The organism is Pseudomonas svalbardensis (assembly GCF_030053115.1).
In the GTDB taxonomy this organism is placed as follows: Bacteria; Pseudomonadota; Gammaproteobacteria; order Pseudomonadales; family Pseudomonadaceae; genus Aquipseudomonas; species Aquipseudomonas svalbardensis.
On sequence record NZ_CP125619.1, the window covers coordinates 6029282 to 6049328 of the forward strand.

The 20047-nt window shown below is 59.2% G+C and carries 23 protein-coding genes and 1 other RNA gene; 12 read left to right on the plus strand and 12 right to left on the minus strand.

The genetic code is table 11. The annotated features are described in order from the left end of the window. Positions 1-5: 5 nt before the first annotated feature. From QFX16_RS27915 to QFX16_RS27930, 4 genes are read right to left on the minus strand one after another with little or no spacing between them, the layout of a single operon-like run. Positions 6-158, minus strand: coding sequence for a hypothetical protein (locus QFX16_RS27915; protein ID WP_283182117.1), 153 nt, complete (start codon positions 156-158; stop codon positions 6-8). After that, positions 151-1338 carry a 2-octaprenyl-6-methoxyphenyl hydroxylase gene (gene ubiH / locus QFX16_RS27920; protein WP_283182118.1) on the minus strand — a complete coding sequence of 396 codons (1188 nt, stop codon included), beginning with the start codon at positions 1336-1338 and terminating at the stop codon, positions 151-153. The genes QFX16_RS27915 and ubiH overlap by 8 nt, the downstream gene beginning before the upstream one ends. Next, positions 1335-2669, minus strand: coding sequence for a Xaa-Pro aminopeptidase (pepP, locus tag QFX16_RS27925; protein WP_283182119.1), 1335 nt, complete (start codon positions 2667-2669; stop codon positions 1335-1337). Before pepP ends, ubiH begins: the two co-directional genes overlap by 4 nt. Positions 2670-2696: 27 nt before the next feature. After that, positions 2697-3257, minus strand: coding sequence for a YecA/YgfB family protein (locus QFX16_RS27930; RefSeq protein WP_283182120.1), 561 nt, complete (start codon positions 3255-3257; stop codon positions 2697-2699). 128 nt (positions 3258-3385) lie between these two features. Here QFX16_RS27930 and QFX16_RS27935 point away from each other — a divergent pair, with 128 nt between their 5' ends. The 4 genes from QFX16_RS27935 to QFX16_RS27950 all read left to right on the plus strand — a co-directional run bounded on the left by QFX16_RS27935 (position 3386) and on the right by QFX16_RS27950 (position 4810). After that, complete coding sequence (locus QFX16_RS27935) at positions 3386-3595, plus strand: TIGR02449 family protein (protein ID WP_007982902.1); 210 nt, start codon at positions 3386-3388, stop codon at positions 3593-3595. Further along, on the plus strand, positions 3592-3909 hold the full coding sequence (locus QFX16_RS27940) for a cell division protein ZapA (protein WP_007942435.1): 318 nt from the start codon (positions 3592-3594) through the stop codon (positions 3907-3909). The genes QFX16_RS27935 and QFX16_RS27940 overlap by 4 nt, the downstream gene beginning before the upstream one ends. 30 nt (positions 3910-3939) lie before the next feature. Then, positions 3940-4118, plus strand: a non-coding RNA gene (gene ssrS, locus QFX16_RS27945) — 6S RNA. An 86-nt stretch (positions 4119-4204) separates the two neighbouring features. Further along, positions 4205-4810 carry a 5-formyltetrahydrofolate cyclo-ligase gene (locus tag QFX16_RS27950; protein ID WP_140675317.1) on the plus strand — a complete coding sequence of 202 codons (606 nt, stop codon included), beginning with the start codon at positions 4205-4207 and terminating at the stop codon, positions 4808-4810. 32 nt (positions 4811-4842) lie between these two features. On the opposite strand, the gene QFX16_RS27955 is transcribed toward QFX16_RS27950, so the two are convergent. Then, on the minus strand, positions 4843-5013 hold the full coding sequence (locus QFX16_RS27955) for a hypothetical protein (RefSeq protein ID WP_283182121.1): 171 nt from the start codon (positions 5011-5013) through the stop codon (positions 4843-4845). A gap of 201 nt (positions 5014-5214) precedes the next feature. Between QFX16_RS27955 and QFX16_RS27960 the strand changes: the two genes are divergently transcribed. Next, positions 5215-5667, plus strand: a complete 453-nt coding sequence (locus QFX16_RS27960) for an EVE domain-containing protein (protein WP_283182122.1) — start codon at positions 5215-5217, stop codon at positions 5665-5667. Between the two features lie 125 nt (positions 5668-5792). On the opposite strand, the gene QFX16_RS27965 is transcribed toward QFX16_RS27960, so the two are convergent. Next, on the minus strand, positions 5793-6200 hold the full coding sequence (locus QFX16_RS27965) for a flagellar basal body-associated protein FliL (protein WP_283182123.1): 408 nt from the start codon (positions 6198-6200) through the stop codon (positions 5793-5795). A gap of 150 nt (positions 6201-6350) precedes the next feature. On the opposite strand from QFX16_RS27965, the gene QFX16_RS27970 reads away from it, so the two are divergent. After that, complete coding sequence (locus QFX16_RS27970; protein WP_283182124.1) at positions 6351-7328, plus strand: NADPH:quinone oxidoreductase family protein; 978 nt, start codon at positions 6351-6353, stop codon at positions 7326-7328. A 386-nt stretch (positions 7329-7714) separates the two neighbouring features. Next, positions 7715-9064 (plus strand): glycerol-3-phosphate transporter, encoded by a 1350-nt coding sequence (gene glpT / locus QFX16_RS27975; RefSeq protein WP_283182125.1) that lies wholly within the window; start codon positions 7715-7717, stop codon positions 9062-9064. Here glpT and QFX16_RS27980 read toward each other — a convergent pair. The 6 genes from QFX16_RS27980 to QFX16_RS28005 all read right to left on the minus strand — a co-directional run bounded on the left by QFX16_RS27980 (position 9040) and on the right by QFX16_RS28005 (position 15156). Next, positions 9040-9708, minus strand: coding sequence for a gamma-glutamylcyclotransferase (locus tag QFX16_RS27980; RefSeq protein ID WP_129440131.1), 669 nt, complete (start codon positions 9706-9708; stop codon positions 9040-9042). The genes glpT and QFX16_RS27980 overlap by 25 nt on opposite strands. A 208-nt stretch (positions 9709-9916) precedes the next feature. Then, positions 9917-10885, minus strand: a complete 969-nt coding sequence (locus tag QFX16_RS27985; protein WP_283182126.1) for a CDP-6-deoxy-delta-3,4-glucoseen reductase — start codon at positions 10883-10885, stop codon at positions 9917-9919. Then, the gene (gene ubiD, locus QFX16_RS27990) at positions 10885-12351 is read right to left on the minus strand and encodes a 4-hydroxy-3-polyprenylbenzoate decarboxylase (protein WP_056738783.1); all 1467 of its coding nucleotides are present in this window, start codon (positions 12349-12351) and stop codon (positions 10885-10887) included. Before ubiD ends, QFX16_RS27985 begins: the two co-directional genes overlap by 1 nt. A gap of 139 nt (positions 12352-12490) precedes the next feature. Further along, the gene (gene rho, locus QFX16_RS27995; RefSeq protein ID WP_007942421.1) at positions 12491-13750 is read right to left on the minus strand and encodes a transcription termination factor Rho; all 1260 of its coding nucleotides are present in this window, start codon (positions 13748-13750) and stop codon (positions 12491-12493) included. Positions 13751-13998: 248 nt separating this feature from the next. Next, positions 13999-14328: a thioredoxin TrxA gene (trxA, locus tag QFX16_RS28000; RefSeq protein WP_008150340.1), complete on the minus strand. Its 330-nt coding sequence runs from the start codon at positions 14326-14328 to the stop codon at positions 13999-14001. A 120-nt stretch (positions 14329-14448) separates the two neighbouring features. Next, the gene (locus tag QFX16_RS28005) at positions 14449-15156 is read right to left on the minus strand and encodes a FadR/GntR family transcriptional regulator (RefSeq protein WP_283182127.1); all 708 of its coding nucleotides are present in this window, start codon (positions 15154-15156) and stop codon (positions 14449-14451) included. Positions 15157-15412: 256 nt separating this feature from the next. On the opposite strand from QFX16_RS28005, the gene QFX16_RS28010 reads away from it, so the two are divergent. The 5 genes from QFX16_RS28010 to ppx all read left to right on the plus strand — a co-directional run bounded on the left by QFX16_RS28010 (position 15413) and on the right by ppx (position 20005). Beyond that, a complete protein-coding gene (locus tag QFX16_RS28010) occupies positions 15413-16198 on the plus strand; it encodes a transporter substrate-binding domain-containing protein (protein ID WP_283182128.1) in 786 nt (261 codons plus the stop codon). 36 nt (positions 16199-16234) lie between these two features. After that, entirely contained in the window at positions 16235-16915 is a 681-nt protein-coding gene (locus tag QFX16_RS28015) for an amino acid ABC transporter permease (RefSeq protein ID WP_283182129.1), read from the plus strand. Next, positions 16912-17562, plus strand: a complete 651-nt coding sequence (locus QFX16_RS28020; protein WP_283182130.1) for an amino acid ABC transporter permease — start codon at positions 16912-16914, stop codon at positions 17560-17562. Before QFX16_RS28015 ends, QFX16_RS28020 begins: the two co-directional genes overlap by 4 nt. Then, the gene (locus QFX16_RS28025) at positions 17549-18286 is read left to right on the plus strand and encodes an amino acid ABC transporter ATP-binding protein (protein WP_283182131.1); all 738 of its coding nucleotides are present in this window, start codon (positions 17549-17551) and stop codon (positions 18284-18286) included. Before QFX16_RS28020 ends, QFX16_RS28025 begins: the two co-directional genes overlap by 14 nt. Positions 18287-18502: 216 nt before the next feature. Next, positions 18503-20005, plus strand: coding sequence for an exopolyphosphatase (ppx, locus tag QFX16_RS28030; protein WP_283182132.1), 1503 nt, complete (start codon positions 18503-18505; stop codon positions 20003-20005). Positions 20006-20047 lie beyond the last annotated feature (42 nt).

A 20047-nucleotide genomic window follows, 5' to 3' on the forward strand; every position in this document is an offset into this window, starting at 1 on the left:
ATGCTTTAAGCCTGTCTCGCTTGCGGCTTGAGCCGCATATAAAGGGTTTTCCCGACCCGCGCCACCAAAGTGTCGGCGCCGAGGTACGGCGAATAGAAGCTCATCACCCAACACATCAACCGCGCTTTGCCGAACTTGTTGGTCAGCCACTTAAGCATCGGGACGCGTACCCAAACCCATGGCCTGCCGGGCGAACCAGCGTTTGGCCGGCGGCAGCAGATCGAGACCGAGCAGACCGATGTTACGGCCGAGGGAAACCAGCGGTTGAGTGCTGCCGAACAAACGGGTGACCTGATCGGAGAAGCCCACGGTCAGGTTCTGATCCAGACGCTGACGCTCGCGGTAAGCCTGCAAGGTCGCAAAATCGCCGGGAGATGTTTCGCTGGTCAACAACGCATCGGCCAAAGCTTGAGCATCACGCAAGGACAAGTTGAAACCTTGCCCTGCAATCGGGTGCAGGCTGTGGGCAGCATTGCCGAGAATCGCCAGATGCGGACGCACCTGCTCTTCGGCCTCGATCAATGTCAGCGGGTACAAATGCCGCGCGCCAACCTGCTTCAAAGTGCCGAGGCGATAACCGAACACGCCTTGCAACTCACTAAGGAAGCTCTTTTCATCGAGGTTCGCCAGCCGTTGCGCATCCATCCCCAGACGGGTCCACACCAGTGCGCAGCGGTTTTCCGGCAACGGCAACAACGCCATCGGCCCGTCATCGGTGAAACGCTCGAAGGCCATGCCGTTGTGCGCTTCACTCGGCGTGATGTTGGCAATCAACGCGCTCTGGTTGTACGGACGCTTTTTGATGCCGATCCCCAGTTGCTCGCGCAGGCCGGAACGGCCGCCATCAGCCAGCACCGCAAGATCGCATTCCAGAGTGGTTTCGTCGTTGAGGGTCAGGCGATAGCCGCCGGTCATTGGCTCCATTCGCGTGACTTCCGCCGGGCAACGCCAGCTGATCACGTCCTTGTCCAGACCTTGCCAGAGGCATTGGCCGAGCCAGGCGTTTTCCACCACATAGCCCAGCGCCGGAACGCCCTCTTCCATCGCCGACAACCGTGCCGTGGAAAAACGCCCACGGTCGGACACATGAATTTGCTTGATCGGCTCGGCGCGACGGGAGATTTCCTGCCACACGCCCAACCGTTGATAAATCTGCTTGGCGCCGTAGGACAACGCCGAAGAACGGGCATCGTAGCTCGGCTGATAAGTGTCACCCGGGGCAAACGGTTCGATCAGCACGATCTTCCAGCCACGAGCCTTGGCTCCGGCCTGCAATGCCAACGCCAGGCTGGCGCCGACCAGACCACCACCGATGATTGCCAGATTGACTCGACTCATGCCGCTTGTGCCCGCGCGGCGGCCATCAAGGCCTCGATCTCGGCGACCGTTTTCGGTACGCCTTTGGTCAGGATTTCACAGCCGGTTTTGGTGACCACCACGTCGTCCTCGATGCGCACGCCAATGCCGCGCCATTTCTTCGCCACGTTCTGGTTGTCCGGGGCAATGTAGATGCCCGGCTCCACGGTCAGCGCCATGCCGACTTCCAATACACGCCATTCACCGCCGACCTTGTATTCGCCGACATCATGCACATCCATGCCCAGCCAGTGGCCGGCGCGGTGCATGTAAAACGCTTTATAGGCTTCGCTGGCGATCAACTCGTCGACGTCGCCCTGCAACAGGCCCAACTTCACCAGACCGGCAGTAATCACCCGAACTGTGGCTTCGTGGGCTTGATTCCAGTGTTTGTTCGGGGCGATTTCCGCAAACGCAGCTTCTTGCGACGCCAGCACCAACTCGTAGATTGCCTTCTGTTCCGCTGAATACTTACCGTTGACCGGCCAGGTGCGGGTGATGTCGCTGGCGTAGCAGTCGATCTCGCAACCGGCATCGATCAGCACCAGATCGCCGTCCTTGAGCACCGCGTCATTCTGCTGGTAATGCAGGATGCAGCTGTTGCGTCCAGCGGCGACGATCGAACCGTAGGCCGGCATTTTCGCCCCGCCCTTGCGGAACTCGTAGTCGAGTTCGGCTTCGAGGCTGAACTCATGCAGCCCCACACGACTGGCCTGCATCGCGCGGATGTGTGCCTGGGCGGAAATCCGTGCGGCTTCGCGCATCACCTTCACTTCTGCCGCCGATTTATACAGGCGCATGTCGTGAAGCAGGTGATCCAGGGCAACGAATTCGTTCGGCGGCTGGGCGCCGAGGTGCGCTTTAGAGCGGATCACGTTGATCCAGTCCATCAGGTGCCGGTCGAATTCCGGGTTGCTGCCCATGGCCGAATACACCCGGTCGCGACCTTCAATCAGGCCCGGCAGGATGTCGTCGATGTCGGTGATGGGGAAGGCGTCGTCGGCGCCAAAGTCGCGAATCGCGCCTTCCTGCCCGGCGCGCAGGCCGTCCCACAACTCTCGTTCGGCATTGCGTTCACGGCAGAACAATATGTATTCGCCATGTAAACGCCCAGGTATCAAAACGATGACCGCCGAAGGCTCGGGAAAACCGCTGAGGTACTGGAAGTCGCTGTCCTGACGGTAGACGTGCTCGACGTCGCGGTTGCGGATCGCAACGGCGGCGGCGGGCAGGATGGCGATGCTGTTGGGTTCCATCTGCGCCATCAGGGCCTTGCGGCGACGGCTGTATTCCGATTTCGGGATATGAATCATGGGCAGATGGCTTTCCCTGGCACGCGATTAATGCAACGACGGTTTGGCGGCAGCCGGCGCGTCCGGCTTTTTGTTTTCGGTGAACAGCAGCAGCGGCGCGACGCGCAGGTACTCCATCACTTCCATGTAGTCGCTTTCGCCGTCGTCGGACTCTTCCAGGGCGTCTTGCACCTGTGAAATAGCCGCCAGGTCCTGAAGTACTTCGGTGGCCTCGGTGCTCAGCATGCTGCTGTCACGGCAGTTCAGGCCAAAACCGCTGAGGAAACCCTGGCACCATTGGCCCAGTGCGGCGGCGCGGTCGGCCAGTGGTTCGTCATCGGTCGGCAGCAGCAGAACGACGGTCACATCGTCGCCGGTGAGCTCGCCCTTGACCATCTCCTGCAAGCCGATCAAGGCGTTGCGGACATTATCCTGCGGCTCGCTTTCGAGCAGCTCGGCGGCATCGACCAGCCAGCCTTCGGCATCGAAACCGGCACCGGCGCAACTGCGGCCGAGCAGCAGGCCATGCAGTTCGGCAGGCGAGACATTATGACCGCTGGAAGTCAGCAGTGTGGCGAAGGCTTGGTACGGGGAATTCTGAATGGGCATGGGCAGCTAGGCGCCAGACGGCGCTATGTCTAGAATGAAGGCCTTGTATCCTACATCGACAGACTCGCCAAGACTATTAAAGGCTGTCCGCCAGCTATCACCCATCTGACACAATTTCAGTGGACCCAATGGAAGACACCGACCTGCAAGCGCTAATGGCCAGACTCGAACTGCTAATTACTCGCGTCGAGCAACTAAAGAGTCAAAACGGACTCCTATTAGCTCAGGAAAAGACCTGGCGCGAGGAACGCGCTCACCTCATTGAAAAGAACGAAATCGCCCGGCGTAAGGTCGAATCAATGATTTCGCGCCTCAAGGCCCTGGAGCAAGACTCATGAGTTCAAGCAATAGCGTTACCGTGCAGATCCTCGATAAAGAGTATTCGATCATCTGCCCGCAGGAAGAGCGCAGCAATCTGGTGAGCGCCGCCCGTTACCTGGACGGCAAAATGCGCGAAATCCGCAGCAGCGGCAAAGTCATCGGCGCCGATCGCATCGCCGTGATGGCCGCCCTGAACATCACCCACGATCTTCTGCACAAGGAAGAACGCCCGGATGTGCAGGCCAGCGGATCGACCCGTGAGCAGGTTCGCGACCTGCTGGACCGCGTCGATCTGGTGCTCGCCACCGATCCGGACGTCACCAAGGGCTGAAACACGAAACAGCTTGGGGTATACTCGCAACACTCCCTGGGGTGCTTGCCAGTTGGCGATGTCCCTGAGCCGATTTGCTATACCCTGGAGGTTGCACGTTGGGCTGGTGTGCATGTCCGCTAGACGGAAAGCCTTAAAGCCTACTGCATCTTCCACCTTGAACTTTCGGGTTCAAGGGCTAAGTCGACAGCGGTACATCCGGGGAGCCTGATTCCAGTCCGATGCCGGTTTAAATACCGGCATCGGCTTTTTTACGGGTACGCTTTATGTACCCGCACTGCCGAAGCCCGAATTCATGACCGAACCTGCGCTGCTGCCCCGCCCGCAACTTCGACGCATGCTGCGCAAGGCCCGCCGCGCACTGACACCCAGTCAGCAACGCCAGGCTGCTCGCGGGCTGTACAAACAATTGGCCCAGCAGCCGCTGTTTCGCCGCGCAAAACATATCTCTTTGTATCTGCCCACTGACGGTGAAATCGACCCGCGTGTTTTGCTGCGTGCCGCTCAACGTCGGGGCAAGGCGACTTATCTGCCGGTGCTCAGCGCCTGGCCACGAACCAAAATGGTGTTCCAGCGAATTCGCCCCGGCGAAAAACTCAAACCCAACCGCTTTCGTATTCTCGAACCCCGGCACAACCTCGCCCGGCAACGCAAAGTCTGGGCGCTCGATCTGGTGTTGTTGCCATTGGTAGGGTTTGACGATGTCGGCGGACGCCTAGGCATGGGAGGTGGTTTCTATGATCGAAGCCTGGCGTACCTGGCACGACGTAAAAACTGGCGCAAGCCGACGCTATTGGGGCTGGCCCATGAATGTCAGAAGGTCGAGCGATTGGCTCAAGCGAGCTGGGATGTGCCGTTACAGGGAACGGTGACAGACAAAGCGCGGTATTTCGCCGGCTAGACGCCACTGAAATCAGCGGCGTCCGAAGAGATTCAGCGCTTTAAGGCCGAAGGCTGCTGTTGCTGTTGCTGTTGCTGTTGCTGCGCGATTTCGATCGGAGCGTCAGTCTTGTTGCTCCACAGGCTTTGGGCATAGCCAGTTGTCACGACGCCGAGGCCGAACAAAATAACCAAAATCCATAGTAAATCCGGTTTGCGTTTCATCGATTGCCCCCCAAAGGCACATCAACACGATGACAGCAGCGGTTTCCGTTGTAGGTGTAGGCCGTGCAGCAGCGTCAAGCTTAGAAGGCCGGCATTTTGCGACAACGTGAACCGACACGCAAACGCTGGCGTCAACCGACCGTCGGTTTGTCATAAAATTCCCCGACAACTTGCCCACTCACCTCGCAAGGAGCAAAAACCATGGCTTATTGGCTGATGAAATCCGAGCCCGACGAGCTCTCGATCAAGGGCCTGGAGACGCTTGGCAACGCGCGCTGGGACGGGGTTCGCAATTACCAGGCGCGTAATTTTCTGCGGGCCATGGCCGTGGGCGACGAGTTTTTCTTCTATCACTCCAGCTGCCCCGAACCGGGGATCGCCGGGATCGGAAAGATCGTCGAAGCCGCGTATCCGGACCCGACGGCGCTGGAGCCGGAGAGTCATTACTACGATCCGAAGGCCACGGCAGAGAAAAACGCCTGGAGCGCGATCGATGTCGCGCATGTCGAGACGTTTCCCAACGTGCTTAAGCTGGATTACCTGAAACAGCAGGCGGCGCTGGCCGAGATGCCGCTGGTGCAGAAAGGCTCGCGACTGTCGGTGATGCCGGTGACGGCCGAGCAGTGGGTGGCGGTGATTGCATTACGGGCTTAAGCCATGCAGTGACTGCATGAATGCCTTCGCGAGCAAGCCCGCTCCCACAATGGTTCTGCATTCACTGAAGATCCCCTGTGGGAGCGGGCTTGCTCGCGAAGAGGCCCGCCCGGACAGCGAAAAACTTACTGGATAATGAGGTTGTTGAACAACAGATCCTCAACCACCGGGTTGCCGGTTTCGTCGTTCATGATTTGCTGGGTCTGCTTCAGGGCTTCCTGCCGCAGCTTTTCCTTGGCCTCGACGTTGTTCATCGCTTCAGTGGTCTGCTGGGCAAACAACGCCACCAGTTGATTACGAATCAACGGCTCATTGGCTTTCACCAGTTTGGTCGCCTCATCACCGGTCACTCGCAATGCCACATCGGCCTTGTAGACCTTCAGCTTCGACGTCCCGTCCAGCCCGTAGTTGCCCACGAACGGCGGGCTCAGGGTGATGTAATTGACCTTCGGAGCTGCACCTTCTTTGGCTTCTTCGGCCATCGCTGCCACAGGCAGAGACAGGGCCAGCAACAACATGATCCACGCTTTCACAATTCGCTCCTTATCCGGTTTGCGGCCTAGCATAACGACCCGCCGCTCAAGCACAAGCTTATGGCTGACTATCAGGGCCGGGCATGCTCGTTGACCCATCGACTCACACACCTACACTTATCGGCCATCACTCCCAAAGGAATAGCCCTGATGAAAGCCGTGCTGTGCAAAGCCTTCGGCCCTGCCGAATCGCTGGTGCTGGAAGACGTCGCCAGTCCTGTCGCGAAGAAGAATGAAATCCTGCTGGACGTGCACGCCGCCGGGGTGAATTTCCCGGACACGCTGATCATCGAGGGCAAATATCAGTTCAAGCCGCCCTTCCCGTTTTCCCCGGGCGGCGAAGCGGCTGGCGTGGTCAGCGAAGTAGGCGAAAAGGTCAGCCACCTCAAGGTTGGTGATCGGGTCATGGCGCTGACTGGCTGGGGCAGTTTCGCCGAACAGGTCGCGGTGCCGGGCTACAACGTGCTGCCCATCCCGCCATCGATGGACTTCAACACCGCCGCCGCGTTCAGCATGACTTACGGCACTTCGATGCACGCGCTCAAGCAACGGGGCAACCTGCAACCGGGTGAAACCTTGCTGGTACTCGGCGCTTCCGGCGGTGTCGGTCTGGCCGCCGTGGAAATCGGCAAAGCCATGGGCGCCCGCGTGATCGCCGCCGCCAGCAGTGCCGAAAAACTCGCAGTGGCCAAAGCTGCCGGTGCCGATGAGCTGATTAACTACAGCGAAACCAGCCTCAAGGACGAAATCAAACGCCTGACCGATGGCCAGGGCGCCGACGTGATCTACGACCCGGTGGGCGGCGACCTGTTCGACCAGGCCATCCGCGCCATTGCGTGGAACGGCCGTCTGCTGGTGGTCGGTTTCGCCAGCGGACGCATCCCTGAATTGCCGGTCAATCTTGCGCTACTCAAAGGTGCAGCGGTGGTGGGTGTGTTCTGGGGCTCGTTTGCCCAGCGCCAGCCTCAAGACAACGCGGCGAACTTCCAGCAATTGTTTGGCTGGTTTGCCGAGGGCAAGTTGAAGCCGTTGGTGTCGCAGGTATATCCACTGAGCAATGCGGCGCAGGCGATCAATGATCTTGGCCAGCGCAAGGCGGTTGGGAAAGTGGTGGTTCAGATTCGCTGAGCCCAATGCAGCGGTCTGGACTTCGAATGAAGTTGTTCAGACCGCTTTTTTTGTCCAGGACTAAAGCAACCCCGCAACTGAAATGCCAGAGCTGGCAGCTGCGTAAAGGTTAAGACTCGACGACTGGGAACAGAACGCCACGACTTCCCATTCATGCGAAGGACATTTCCCAAAGCCTCGTCCTACCCTGGACCGAAATGCGGCACGTAGACCTGCAAGTAACGTTTCCCACAACGCCCTACATTTATACCTGAGCGACATGTTCATAAAAGAACATGCAATCTCCAGAATTTCCTCTATTTGGCCGATGCGAAGCGGTGCTATTTTCGGTAACGAAACTGTAACATTCGCATCCGCAGTCAAAACAAGAAATCTGGAGCTCTTGAATGTTTGCTTTCTTTCGTCCTGCCGCACATCAGGCTCCATTGCCTGAAGAAAAAATAGACAACACCTACCGACGCCTTCGCTGGCAGATCTTCGCCGGGATTTTTATCGGCTACGCCGGCTATTACCTGCTGCGCAAAAACTTTTCCCTGGCCATGCCCTATCTGATCGAAGAGGGCTATACCCGCGGTGAGCTGGGCCTGGCGCTGTCGGCCATTGCCATTTCCTACGGCCTGTCCAAGTTCCTGATGGGCATCGTGTCCGACCGTTCCAATCCGCGTTTCTTCCTGCCCTTCGGCCTGTTGGTATCGGCCGGTGTGATGTTCATTTTCGGTTTCGCGCCCTGGGCGACGTCCAGCGTGACCATCATGTTCATCCTGCTCTTTATCAATGGCTGGGCCCAGGGCATGGGCTGGCCGCCGAGTGGGCGGACGATGGTGCACTGGTGGTCGCAGAAGGAACGCGGTGGCGTAGTGTCCTTGTGGAACGTGGCGCATAACGTCGGTGGCGGCCTGATCGGCCCGCTGTTCCTGCTCGGCATGGGCCTGTTCAATGACTGGCACGCAGCGTTTTACGTGCCGGCGGCGGTCGCCATGGCGGTGGCGGTATTTGCCTTCGTCACCATGCGCGACACCCCGCAATCGGTGGGCCTGCCGCCCATCGAGAAGTACAAGAACGATTACCCGGAAGGCTACGACGCCAGCCACGAAGAAGAATTCAGCGCCAAGGAAATCTTCGTCAAATACGTGCTACGCAACAAAATGCTCTGGTACATCGCCCTGGCCAACGTCTTCGTCTACCTGTTGCGCTACGGCGTGCTGGACTGGGCACCGACCTACCTCAAGGAAGCCAAGGGCTTCACCGTGGATAAAACCTCGTGGGCCTACTTCTTCTACGAATGGGCAGGTATTCCGGGCACGCTGTTGTGCGGCTGGATGTCGGACAAGATCTTCCGTGGCAACCGTGGCCTGACCGGCATGGTGTTCATGGCATTGGTGACTGTTGCGACCCTGGTGTACTGGCTCAACCCGGCGGGCAACCCGACAGTCGACATGATCGCGCTCGTCTCGATCGGCTTCCTGATTTACGGCCCGGTGATGCTGATCGGCCTGCAAGCACTGGAATTGGCACCGAAGAAAGCCGCCGGTACGGCAGCGGGCTTCACGGGCCTGTTCGGTTATCTGGGTGGTTCGGTCGCGGCCAGTGCAGCGATGGGCTACACCGTGGACCACTTCGGCTGGGACGGCGGTTTCGTGCTGCTGATCGGCGCATGCTTACTGGCGATGGCCTTCCTTGCGCCGACGCTGTGGCACAAACAAGTCGCCAGTCAGAGCCGCGAAGCAATCGCCTGATCGGCCTTTGATTTGCAGCGCTTGAGCCGCGCCTCCAGATTCCGGTCTGGCATGGCGTGGCTACGCAGGGCGTGGGCGGTCTGCTCGACATAATCGCGAGTCGTGCCGTAACGCCCGCAAGCGTTTTCGAACACGTGGCTCAGCACGTGATCCGGCAAGTTGCCCGCATAGCTGGGCAGATGCCGCTCCAATACAAACCCCAACGCCTGAACCTGACTTCCGTCTTCAAGACGGCAGTTGAGCCAGTGTGGACGGTAGGACGGGAATGGCATTTCGCGCTGCCAAAGTGCGTAAAGAGACGCTTCAAGTTGTTCTTCAGGCAAGCGATAGGCGAAGCCGCTGCAAGAACCACCGCGATCCAGGCCAAATACCAGCCCAGGCACTTCGGGCGTGCCGCGATGTTCGTGGGACCACAAATACAAACCGCGATGGTAGCCATGCACACGACCGCGCACTCGCTCCACTGCTGCGCATTCGGGACGCCAGATCAGCGAGCCGTAAGCGAACAGCCACACCGGCCCGCCCTTGTGGCGCGCCATCGTCGACTGCATCGAGCTGAGTAATTGTTCGTGCGTGAGCTGCGGCCCCAGATCGAGCCGCGGAGGGTAAGCCAGATTCAAAAAAGCAGATTCGATGGCGCTCATGGCGATCAGCGTTCAGCTCCCCGCGGGTGAAGAATTACTTAATAGAACGCACCGCTGTAACAATAAGGCACATATGTTTTAAGGCAATTTAAGTGCCATGGCACAGTTCTTAAATATTTGCCTGGATGACATATAACCTACCGGCATTTATAAGATTTTATAAATACCGATCGGCTATATAGAGAGTTATAACGATTAAGATCGCGGATCAAGATCGAGGCGCGTATGCAAATACATCCGCACGCATTTGATGAGCGTCCATCCCCGCCTCAACCAAAGCATCCAGCGTGCCGTAGACCATGGCCGGAGAGCCGCTAGCGTAGACATGCAAGGGTTTCAGATCCGGGAAGTCCTCACACACCGCCTCATGCAACATCCCGCAGCGCCCCTGCCAGCCGCATTGATCGCTGACGACTTTATGCAGGAATAGATTGGGCAGTTTCAGCCATTCATCCCAATGTTCGATGGCATAAAAATCTTCAGGACGACGCACGCCCCAATACAGGTGCACCGGATGTTTGAAGCCCGCGGCACGGCAATGTTCGATCAGGCTATGGATCTGGCCCATGCCGGTGCCCGCAGCGATCAGCACCAGCGGACCCTCCGGCAGTTCCGCCAGATGGGTGTCGCCGAACGGCATTTCGATCCGCACCATCGGGTTGCGTTGCAACTGGTCGATCAGGCTCAGCGCACTGCTTTCGCGCGCCAGCACATGGATTTCCAGATCACGCCCGCCATGTGGCGCCGAGGCGAGGGAGAACGCGGATTTCTCACCGTTCTCGCGCTCGATCATCAAGTACTGACCGGCGTGATAACGCGGTGGCTTGCCGGCCGGCGCTCGCAGACGCACACGCCAGGTATCGCCGCCGACGTCCCTGCATTCAATGACCTGACACGACAAGCTGCGCACCGGCAATTCTCCCAGCGCAAGCACGCCATCCCACAGCACGATGCAGTCTTCCAGCGGCTCTGCAATGCAAGTGTAGAACTCGCCATGGTCGCGCACACCGCCTTCCTGTTCGATCCGCCCTTCCACCAGCAGTGCGGCGCACACATGGCAATTGCCGTTTCGACAGCTTTGCGGGCATTCATAGCCCAGACGCCGCGCGCCATCGAGAATCCGCTCGCCGGGCAGAATCTGTAGCACTGCTCCGGAGGGCTGCAAGGTTACACGCATCAATCTATTCCTAACTGATTCCAGATGGCATCGATCCGCTGGGTAACGGCTTCGTCCTTGACGATCACCCGGCCCCACTCGCGAGTGGTTTCGCCCGGCCATTTATGCGTGGCATCGAGCCCCATCTTCGAACCCAGGCCGGAAACCGGCGAGGCGAAGTCAAGGTAGTCGATCGGCGTGTTGTCGATCATCACCGTGTCGCGCTTGGGGTCCATGCGCGTGGTGATGGCCCAGATCACGTCGTTCCAGTCGCGTGCGTTGATGTCGTCATCAGTGACGATAACGAACTTGGTGTACATGAACTGTCGCAAAAACGACCAGACACCGAGCATTACCCGCTTGGCATGGCCGGGATACGACTTCTTCATGGTCACGATGGCCATGCGGTACGAGCAGCCTTCGGGCGGCAGGTAGAAGTCGGTGATCTCAGGGAACTGCTTCTGCAGGATCGGCACGAACACTTCGTTCAGCGCCACGCCGAGAATCGCCGGCTCATCCGGTGGACGGCCGGTGTAAGTGCTGTGGTAGATCGGTTTGATGCGGTGGGTGATGCGCTCGACGGTGAACACCGGGAAGCTGTCGACTTCGTTGTAGTAGCCGGTGTGGTCGCCGTACGGGCCTTCATCGGCCATTTCGCCCGGATGGATCACGCCTTCAAGGATGATCTCGGCAGTGGCCGGGACTTGCAAGTCGTTGCCACGGCACTTCACCAGTTCGGTGCGGTTGCCGCGCAACAAGCCGGCGAAAGCATATTCGGAAAGGCTGTCCGGCACTGGCGTCACCGCGCCGAGAATGGTCGCTGGGTCAGCGCCCAGCGCCACGGACACCGGGAACGGCTGTCCAGGATGCTTCTCGCACCACTCGCGGTAATCCAGCGCGCCGCCACGGTGACTGAGCCAGCGCATGATGACCTTGTTGCGGCCAATCACTTGCTGACGGTAAATGCCGAGGTTCTGGCGATCCTTGTTCGGACCTTTGGTGACGGTCAGGCCCCAGGTGATCAGCGGGCCGACGTCGCCCGGCCAGCAGGTCTGCACCGGCAGCATCGCGAGGTCGACGTCGTCGCCTTCGATGACCACTTCCTGACACACTGCGTCTTTGACCACCTTCGGAGCCATGGCGATGATCTTGCGGAAGATCGGCAGCTTGGACCAGGCATCCTTCAGGCCTTTCGGCGGCTCGGGTTCCTTGAGGAACGCCAGCAGCTTGCCGATCTCGCGCAATTCGCTGACCGCCTCTGCGCCCATGCCCAGCGCCACGCGCTCAGGGGTGCCGAACAGGTTGCCGAGCACGGGAATGTCATAACCCGTGGGCTTCTCGAAAAGCAGGGCCGGACCTTTGGCACGCAGGGTGCGGTCGCAGACCTCGGTCATTTCGAGCACTGGGGACACCGGAACCTGGATGCGCTTGAGTTCGCCGCGCTTTTCCAGACCGCTGATAAAGTCGCGCAAGTCGCGATACTGCATGCGTGAGCCTCGTTTTGGCCGTGCCGTTCGGGGGTGGCAGTTTAGCGCCGAACCCCTCTATTCAGAACCACGAACTGCCATTGATCAAAAATCAGATAGCAAAAAGCCGGGTTTCCCCGGCTTTTGCTAGCCTATCGACTTACTTGCGTTTCATCGACAGGAAGAACTCATCGTTGGTCTTGGTCGTTTTCAGCTTGTCGACCAGGAACTCGATGGCAGCGATTTCGTCCATCGGGTGCAGCAGCTTGCGAAGAATCCACATGCGTTGCAACTCGTCGTCGGCTGTCAGCAACTCTTCGCGGCGGGTGCCGGAACGGTTGATGTTGATGGCCGGGAAGACACGTTTTTCAGCGATGCGGCGATCCAGCGGCAGTTCCATGTTGCCCGTGCCTTTGAATTCTTCGTAGATCACTTCGTCCATCTTCGAGCCGGTTTCAACCAGCGCGGTGGCGATGATGGTCAGCGAACCGCCTTCTTCGATGTTCCGCGCGGCGCCGAAGAAACGTTTCGGTTTCTCCAGGGCGTGAGCATCGACACCACCGGTGAGTACTTTGCCGGAGCTCGGGATCACGGTGTTGTAGGCGCGAGCCAGACGGGTGATGGAGTCGAGCAGGATCACCACGTCCTTCTTGTGTTCGACCAGGCGCTTGGCCTTCTCGATCACCATTTCGGCAACCTGCACGTGGCGGGTTGGCGGCTCGTCGAACGTCGAGGCAACCACTTCGCCGCGCACGGTGCGCTGCATTTCGGTTACTTCTTCCGGACGTTCGTCGATCAGCAAAACGATCAGATGAACTTCTGGGTTATTACGAGCGATGTTCGCTGCGATGTTCTGCAGCATGATGGTTTTACCGGCTTTCGGCGGTGCAACGATCAGACCGCGCTGGCCTTTACCGATCGGGGCGCACAGGTCGATGACACGACCGGTCAAGTCTTCGGTGGAACCGTTGCCGGCTTCCATCTTCATGCGCACGGTCGGGAACAGCGGGGTCAGGTTCTCGAAGAGAATCTTGTTTTTCGCGTTCTCAGGACGATCGTAGTTGATCGTGTCGACCTTGAGCAGCGCGAAATAACGCTCGCCTTCCTTTGGAGGACGGATCTTGCCAACGATGGTGTCACCGGTGCGCAAGTTGAAGCGACGGATCTGACTCGGCGAGACGTAGATATCGTCTGGGCCGGCGAGATAGGAAGCGTCAGCGGAGCGAAGGAAGCCGAAGCCGTCCTGGAGAATCTCCAGCACGCCATCACCGGAGATTTCCTCGCCGCTTTTAGCGTGCTTTTTGAGCAGGGAGAAAATCACGTCCTGCTTGCGCGAACGGGCCATATTTTCTATGCCCATCTGTTCGGCCAATTCGAGCAGTTCGGTAATCGGCTTTTGCTTGAGTTCAGTCAGATTCATATAGGAATGACGTAATCATTTATGGAGGGGGGGAAATTAAGCTTTTGGCTTAATGAGGCCGCGCCGCAGAGAAGGCGACAGGATCGCGTACTTATTCGAAAAGGAGTGCGTCGGCGACGGCTAGCAGGGGGCATTGGAGAAACCAGTGCGGGGCCGAATGTACCACCTGAGTTTCGGAGCGTCTAGCCCTCAATAACGAAAAGGCCCCGCGATGTGCGGGGCCTTTTTGATGACGCTTTAAACGACGCTTAGATGTTGGCGTCGAGGAAAGCAGCCAGTTGCGACTTCGACAGTGCGCCGACCTTGGTCGCTTCAACGTTGCCGTTCTTGAACAGCATCAGAGTCGGGATACCACGCACGCCGTGCTTGGCCGGGGTTTCCTGGTTCTCGTCGATGTTCAGTTTGGCAACGGTCAGCTTGCCTTTGTAGGTTTCAGCAATTTCGTCCAGAACAGGAGCGATCATTTTGCAAGGGCCGCACCATTCAGCCCAGTAGTCGACCAGTACAGCGCCTTCGGCCTTGAGGACGTCGACGTCGAAGCTAGCGTCGGTGACGTGTTTAATAAGATCGCTGCTCATGGAAGTCTCCAGGTTGTAAGCAAAAAAACGTGGCCCATCATAGCCGCCCTTCCCTCGTTCAGGAAGGTGCAGATGATTGAGTCTCGCTATGGTGCCGCATGAGTTTGGGTATAGACCAAGTCACGAGGTGGCGGGAGCGACGAAGGCAATTCCGGTGCGCAGTGCCGCATTACGCACGTGTTCGTGCATGGCCTTCTGCGCTGCCCCGGACGCCCGCCGGGCCAGTGCGCGGAGGATTTTGCGGTGTTCCTGCCAAGTTTCCATGGCCCGCTCTGCCCGGATGAACGGTAGTTTCTGGCTCTCTAGAAAGATGTCAGCGCTGGCCGTCAGAATGCTCAGCATCGCCTGATTGCCGCTCGCCAGCAGGATGCGCCGGTGAAACTCGAAATCCAGTCTCGCCGCGGCCTCGAAGTCGCCGGCCTTCAATTCGATGCGCATGGCGGCGACGTTATCTTCCAGTGCATCGAGCTCGTGAGTACTCAGGGTCACCGCCGCCAAACCGGCCGCAAAGCCTTCCAGGGCATAGCGCAACTGAAAGATGTCCAGCGGCGAGGCTTGTGCCGCAAATGGCCAACTCAGCGCCGCATCACCTCGCGGCAAATCAACCGGTGACTGCACGAACACGCCTTTGCCCGGCTGGATGCTGATCACCCCCAACGCACTCAATGACGACAACGCTTCGCGTAGCGACGCCCGACTGACCCCCAATTGCACCGCCAAATCCCGTTGCGAGGGCAAGGCATCGCCCGGCCCGAAACCTTGCTCGGTGATCAGTTTACGGATGGCTTGCAGCGCCACTTCAGGTACGGCGCGAAAGATCGAGTTCATGGTTTTTCAGACGAACCAGGCCAATGAGCGGTTAGTTGTAAAGCTATTCGCGACGCCCGGCAAGACGTGCCCCATGGGGGTTCGGAGATTTTTATGGATGCGCTATCGGGGTGCGAAACGCCGCCCAACTGTTCAGACCAGTAAGACCGAGAGACACCAGCAAAACCGTGGCCTTGCGCCTCCACAACCCGATATTGGCACGGCCCATGCTCTGTCGATCCGCAGAATTCACTTCTCGCCGATTCGGAGATTTGCCATGACCCAGCGTTACAGCGCCCTGATCAAAGCACTGTTTGCCAGCCTGATGCTGAGCCAGGCGCCCGCCCACGCCGACGGTCTGGAGGATGTGGTCAAGCGCGGCGTCCTCAAGGTTGCCGTGCCTCAAGACTTCCCGCCCTTCGGTTCGGTCGGCCCGGACATGAAGCCGCGCGGCCTCGATATCGACACCGCCAAGCTGCTGGCCGACCAACTCAAGGTCAAACTCGAGCTGACGCCGGTCAATAGCACCAACCGCATTCCGTTCCTGACCACCGGCAAGGTCGATCTGGTGATCTCCAGCCTCGGCAAGAACCCCGAGCGCGAGAAGGTTATCGACTTCTCCCGTGCCTACGCGCCGTTCTACCTGGCAGTGTTCGGCCCGCCAGATGCGAGCATCAAAGGCCTGGACGACCTCAAGGGCAAAACCATCAGCGTCACCCGTGGTGCCATCGAAGACATTGAGCTGACGAAAGTCGCGCCCGAAGGCGTGACCATCAAGCGCTTCGAAGACAACAACTCGACCATCGCCGCTTACCTCGCCGGGCAAGTCGACCTGATCGCCAGCGGCAACGTGGTGATGGTGACCATCAGCGAGCGCAACCCGAAGCGTATTCCGGCGCTGAAAGTGAAGCTCAAGGATTCGCCGGTCTACGTCGGCGTGAACAAAAACGAGCCGGCGCTGCTGGACAAGGTCAACCAGATCCTCGCCACCGCCAAGACCGACGGCGCGCTGGAAAAGAACTCCCGAACCTGGCTCAAAGAGCCGCTGCCGGCTGATCTCTGATCGTCGCGCGACGCCGTTCAAACAAGGAGCCTAAACATGGCTTATCAGTTCGGTTTCATACCGGTGGTGCAAAACACAGACCTGCTGCTGCGCGGTGCGCTGTTCACCCTTGAACTGACAGCCATCGGCGCTGTGCTCGGGGTGGGTCTAGGCATCGTCGGAGCGCTGGTGCGAGCGTGGAACATCCGCCCGTTCGCCAGCATTTTCGGGGTCTACGTCGAGTTGATCCGCAACACGCCGTTTCTGGTGCAGTTGTTTTTCATCTTCTTCGGCCTGCCGTCACTGGATGTGCAGATTTCGGAATGGCAGGCGGCGGTGCTGGCGATGGTGATCAACCTGGGCGCCTATTCCACCGAGATCATCCGCGCCGGCATTCAAGCAATCCCTCGAGGACAGCTTGAAGCCGCAGCGGCGCTGGCAATGACGCGTTTCGAAGCCTTTCGCCACGTGGTGCTGCTGCCGGCGCTGGGCAAGGTCTGGCCGGCGCTGAGCAGCCAGATCATCATCGTGATGCTGGGTTCGGCGGTCTGCTCGCAAATCGCCACCGAAGAGCTGAGCTTCGCCGCCAACTTCATTCAGTCGCGCAACTTCCGCGCCTTTGAAACCTACGCCCTGACCACGCTGCTCTACCTGTGCATGGCGCTAATGATCCGCCAGTTACTGAACTGGATCGGCCGCCGGTTTATAGCAAGAAGCAGCGCAAGGACCAGCCAATGAGCGATTTCACGTTCTGGGACGTCGTACGCAACCTGCTCACAGGCCTGCAATGGACCCTGGCGCTGTCGCTGCTGGCATTTATCGGTGGCGGACTGATCGGCTTGCTGATCATGGTCATGCGCATCTCGAAACAATCCCTGCCCCGCAGCTTCGCCCGCACCTATATCGAACTGTTCCAGGGCACGCCGCTGTTGATGCAGCTGTTTCTGGTGTTCTTCGGTGTGGCGTTGGCCGGGGTGGAGATTTCGCCGTGGATGGCCGCGGCCATTGCCCTGACGCTGTTCACCAGCGCCTACCTGGCGGAGATCTGGCGTGGTTGCGTCGAATCGATCCCCAACGGCCAGTGGGAAGCGTCATCAAGCCTGGCTCTCAATCCTCTGGAGCAACTGCGCTACGTGATCCTGCCGCAAGCGCTGCGGATCGCCGTGGCACCGACCGTGGGCTTCTCGGTGCAGGTGGTCAAAGGCACCGCCGTCACCTCGATCATCGGCTTCACCGAATTGACCAAGACCGGCGGCATGCTCGCCAACGCGACCTTCGAACCGTTCATGGTCTACGGCCTCGTGGCCCTCGGTTACTTCCTGCTCTGCTACCCCTTGTCCCTCAGTGCGCGCTACCTGGAAAGGAGACTGCATGCCTCTGCTTAGAATTTCGGCCCTGCATAAATATTACGGTGACCACCATGTACTCAGAGGCATCGACCTGAGTGTCGAGGAAGGCCAGGTCGTGGCGATCATCGGCCGCAGCGGCTCGGGAAAATCCACGTTACTGCGCACCCTCAATGGCCTGGAATCGATCAACGACGGCGTGATTGAAGTCGACGGCGAATACCTCGACGCCGCCCGTGCCGATCTGCGCAGCTTGCGACAGAAAGTCGGGATGGTGTTTCAACAGTTCAACCTGTTTCCGCACCTGACGGTCGGCGAGAACGTGATGCTCGCGCCGCAAGTGGTGCAGAAAGTGCCAAAAGCCAAAGCGGCGGAACTGGCGCGGGAGATGCTGGAGCGGGTCGGGCTGGGGGAAAAATTCGATGCCTTCCCGGATCGGTTGTCTGGCGGGCAGCAACAGCGGGTGGCGATTGCCCGGGCGCTGGCGATGTCGCCGAAGGTCTTGCTGTGCGATGAGATTACCTCGGCGCTGGACCCGGAATTGGTGAACGAAGTGCTGAGCGTGGTCCGGAAACTGGCCAAGGAAGGGATGACGTTGATTATGGTCACCCATGAGATGCGTTTTGCCCGGGAGGTTGGGGATAAGTTGGTGTTCATGCATCAGGGCAAGGTGCATGAGGTCGGGGATCCGAAAGTGTTGTTTGCCAATCCGCAGACCGCGGAGTTGGCGAATTTCATTGGCACAGTTGAAGCGGCGGGCTGAAGGACGCCATCGCGAGCAGGCTCGCTCCCACATTAGTTCTGTGTCGTGCGCAGGATGGGCGGCAACGCAAAACCCTGTGGGAGCGAGCCTGCTCGCGATTGACCGCGCAGCGGTCACCTGCATGACTGCGCTGGATCAAGGCTTTGAACACTGCGCGTTGGCGGCAGCGTTTGATCGTGGCACGATGTCGAGGTTATCGACCGAGACTCCCTGACCATGCCGCAATCCCAAGCCAAGAATCTGTCCCTGATCGCCGCAATCGACCTGGGCTCCAACAGCTTTCACATGGTCGTGGCCAAGGCCCAGAACGGCGAAATCCGTATTCTCGAACGACTCGGGGAGAAGGTTCAGCTGGCCGCCGGCATCGACGATGAGCGCCAGCTCAGTGAAGAATCCATGCAACGCGGGCTTGATTGCCTGAAGCGTTTTGCCCAACTGATCAACGGTATGCCGCCCGGCGCCGTGCGGATCGTCGGCACCAACGCCCTGCGTGAAGCCCGTAACCGTGCCGAGTTCATCCACCGCGCCGAAGAAATTCTCGGCCACCCGGTGGAAGTCATCTCCGGCCGTGAAGAAGCGCGTCTGATCTACCTCGGCGTTTCCCATACCCTCGCCGACACTCCTGGCAAACGCCTGGTGGCCGACATCGGCGGCGGCAGTACCGAATTCATCATCGGCCAGCGCTTTGAACCACTGCTGCGCGAAAGCCTGCAAATGGGCTGCGTCAGCTACACCCAGCGCTATTTCAAGGACGGCAAGATCACCCCGGCCCGCTACGCCCAGGCGTACACGGCGGCGCGGCTGGAGATCATGAGCATCGAACACGCACTGCATCGCCTGACCTGGGATGAAGCCATCGGCTCCTCGGGCACCATTCGCGCCATCGGCCTGGCGCTGAAGGCCGGCGGTCATGGCACGGGCGAGGTTAACGCCCAAGGCCTGGCCTGGCTCAAGCGCAAGCTGATCAAGCTCGGCGACGTCGAGAAGATCGACTTCGAAGGCATCAAGCCTGACCGCCGGGCGATCTTCCCTGCGGGCCTGGCGATTCTCGAAGCGATCTTCGACGCACTCGAACTGCAACGCATGGACCACTGTGAAGGCGCCCTGCGCGAAGGCGTGCTCTATGATCTGTTGGGCCGTCATCATCACGAAGACGTCCGTGAGCGCACCCTCAGCTCGTTGATGGAGCGTTATCACGTCGATCTGGAACAAGCGGCGCGGGTTGAGCGCAAGGCGTTGCATGCCTTCGATCAAGTGGCTGAGGATTGGGATCTGGATGACGGCGTATGGCGCGAACTGCTGGGCTGGGCCGCCAAGGTCCATGAAGTGGGCCTGGACATCGCCCACTATCACTACCACAAGCATGGCGCTTACCTGATCGAGCACTCGGACCTGGCCGGGTTCTCCCGCGAAGACCAACTGATGCTCGCGCTATTGGTGCGTGGCCACCGACGCAATATCCCCCGGGACAAGTTTGCCGACTTCGGCGATGAAGGCATCAAGCTGATTCGCCTGTGCGTGTTGCTGCGCTTTGCGATTCTGTTCCATCACATCCGCGGCACCCAGGAAATGCCTCAGGTTGTGCTGCAGGCCAATGGCGACAGCCTGGATGTGTTGTTCCCGGAAAACTGGCTGGACGAAAACCAGCTGACCCAGGCTGACTTCGGTCTGGAAGCGGAGTGGCTGACCCGCGTCGGCTTCGTGCTCAACGTTCGCTGAAACCTTCTGAAAGAAAAAAGGGCGATCCACCTGGATCGCCCT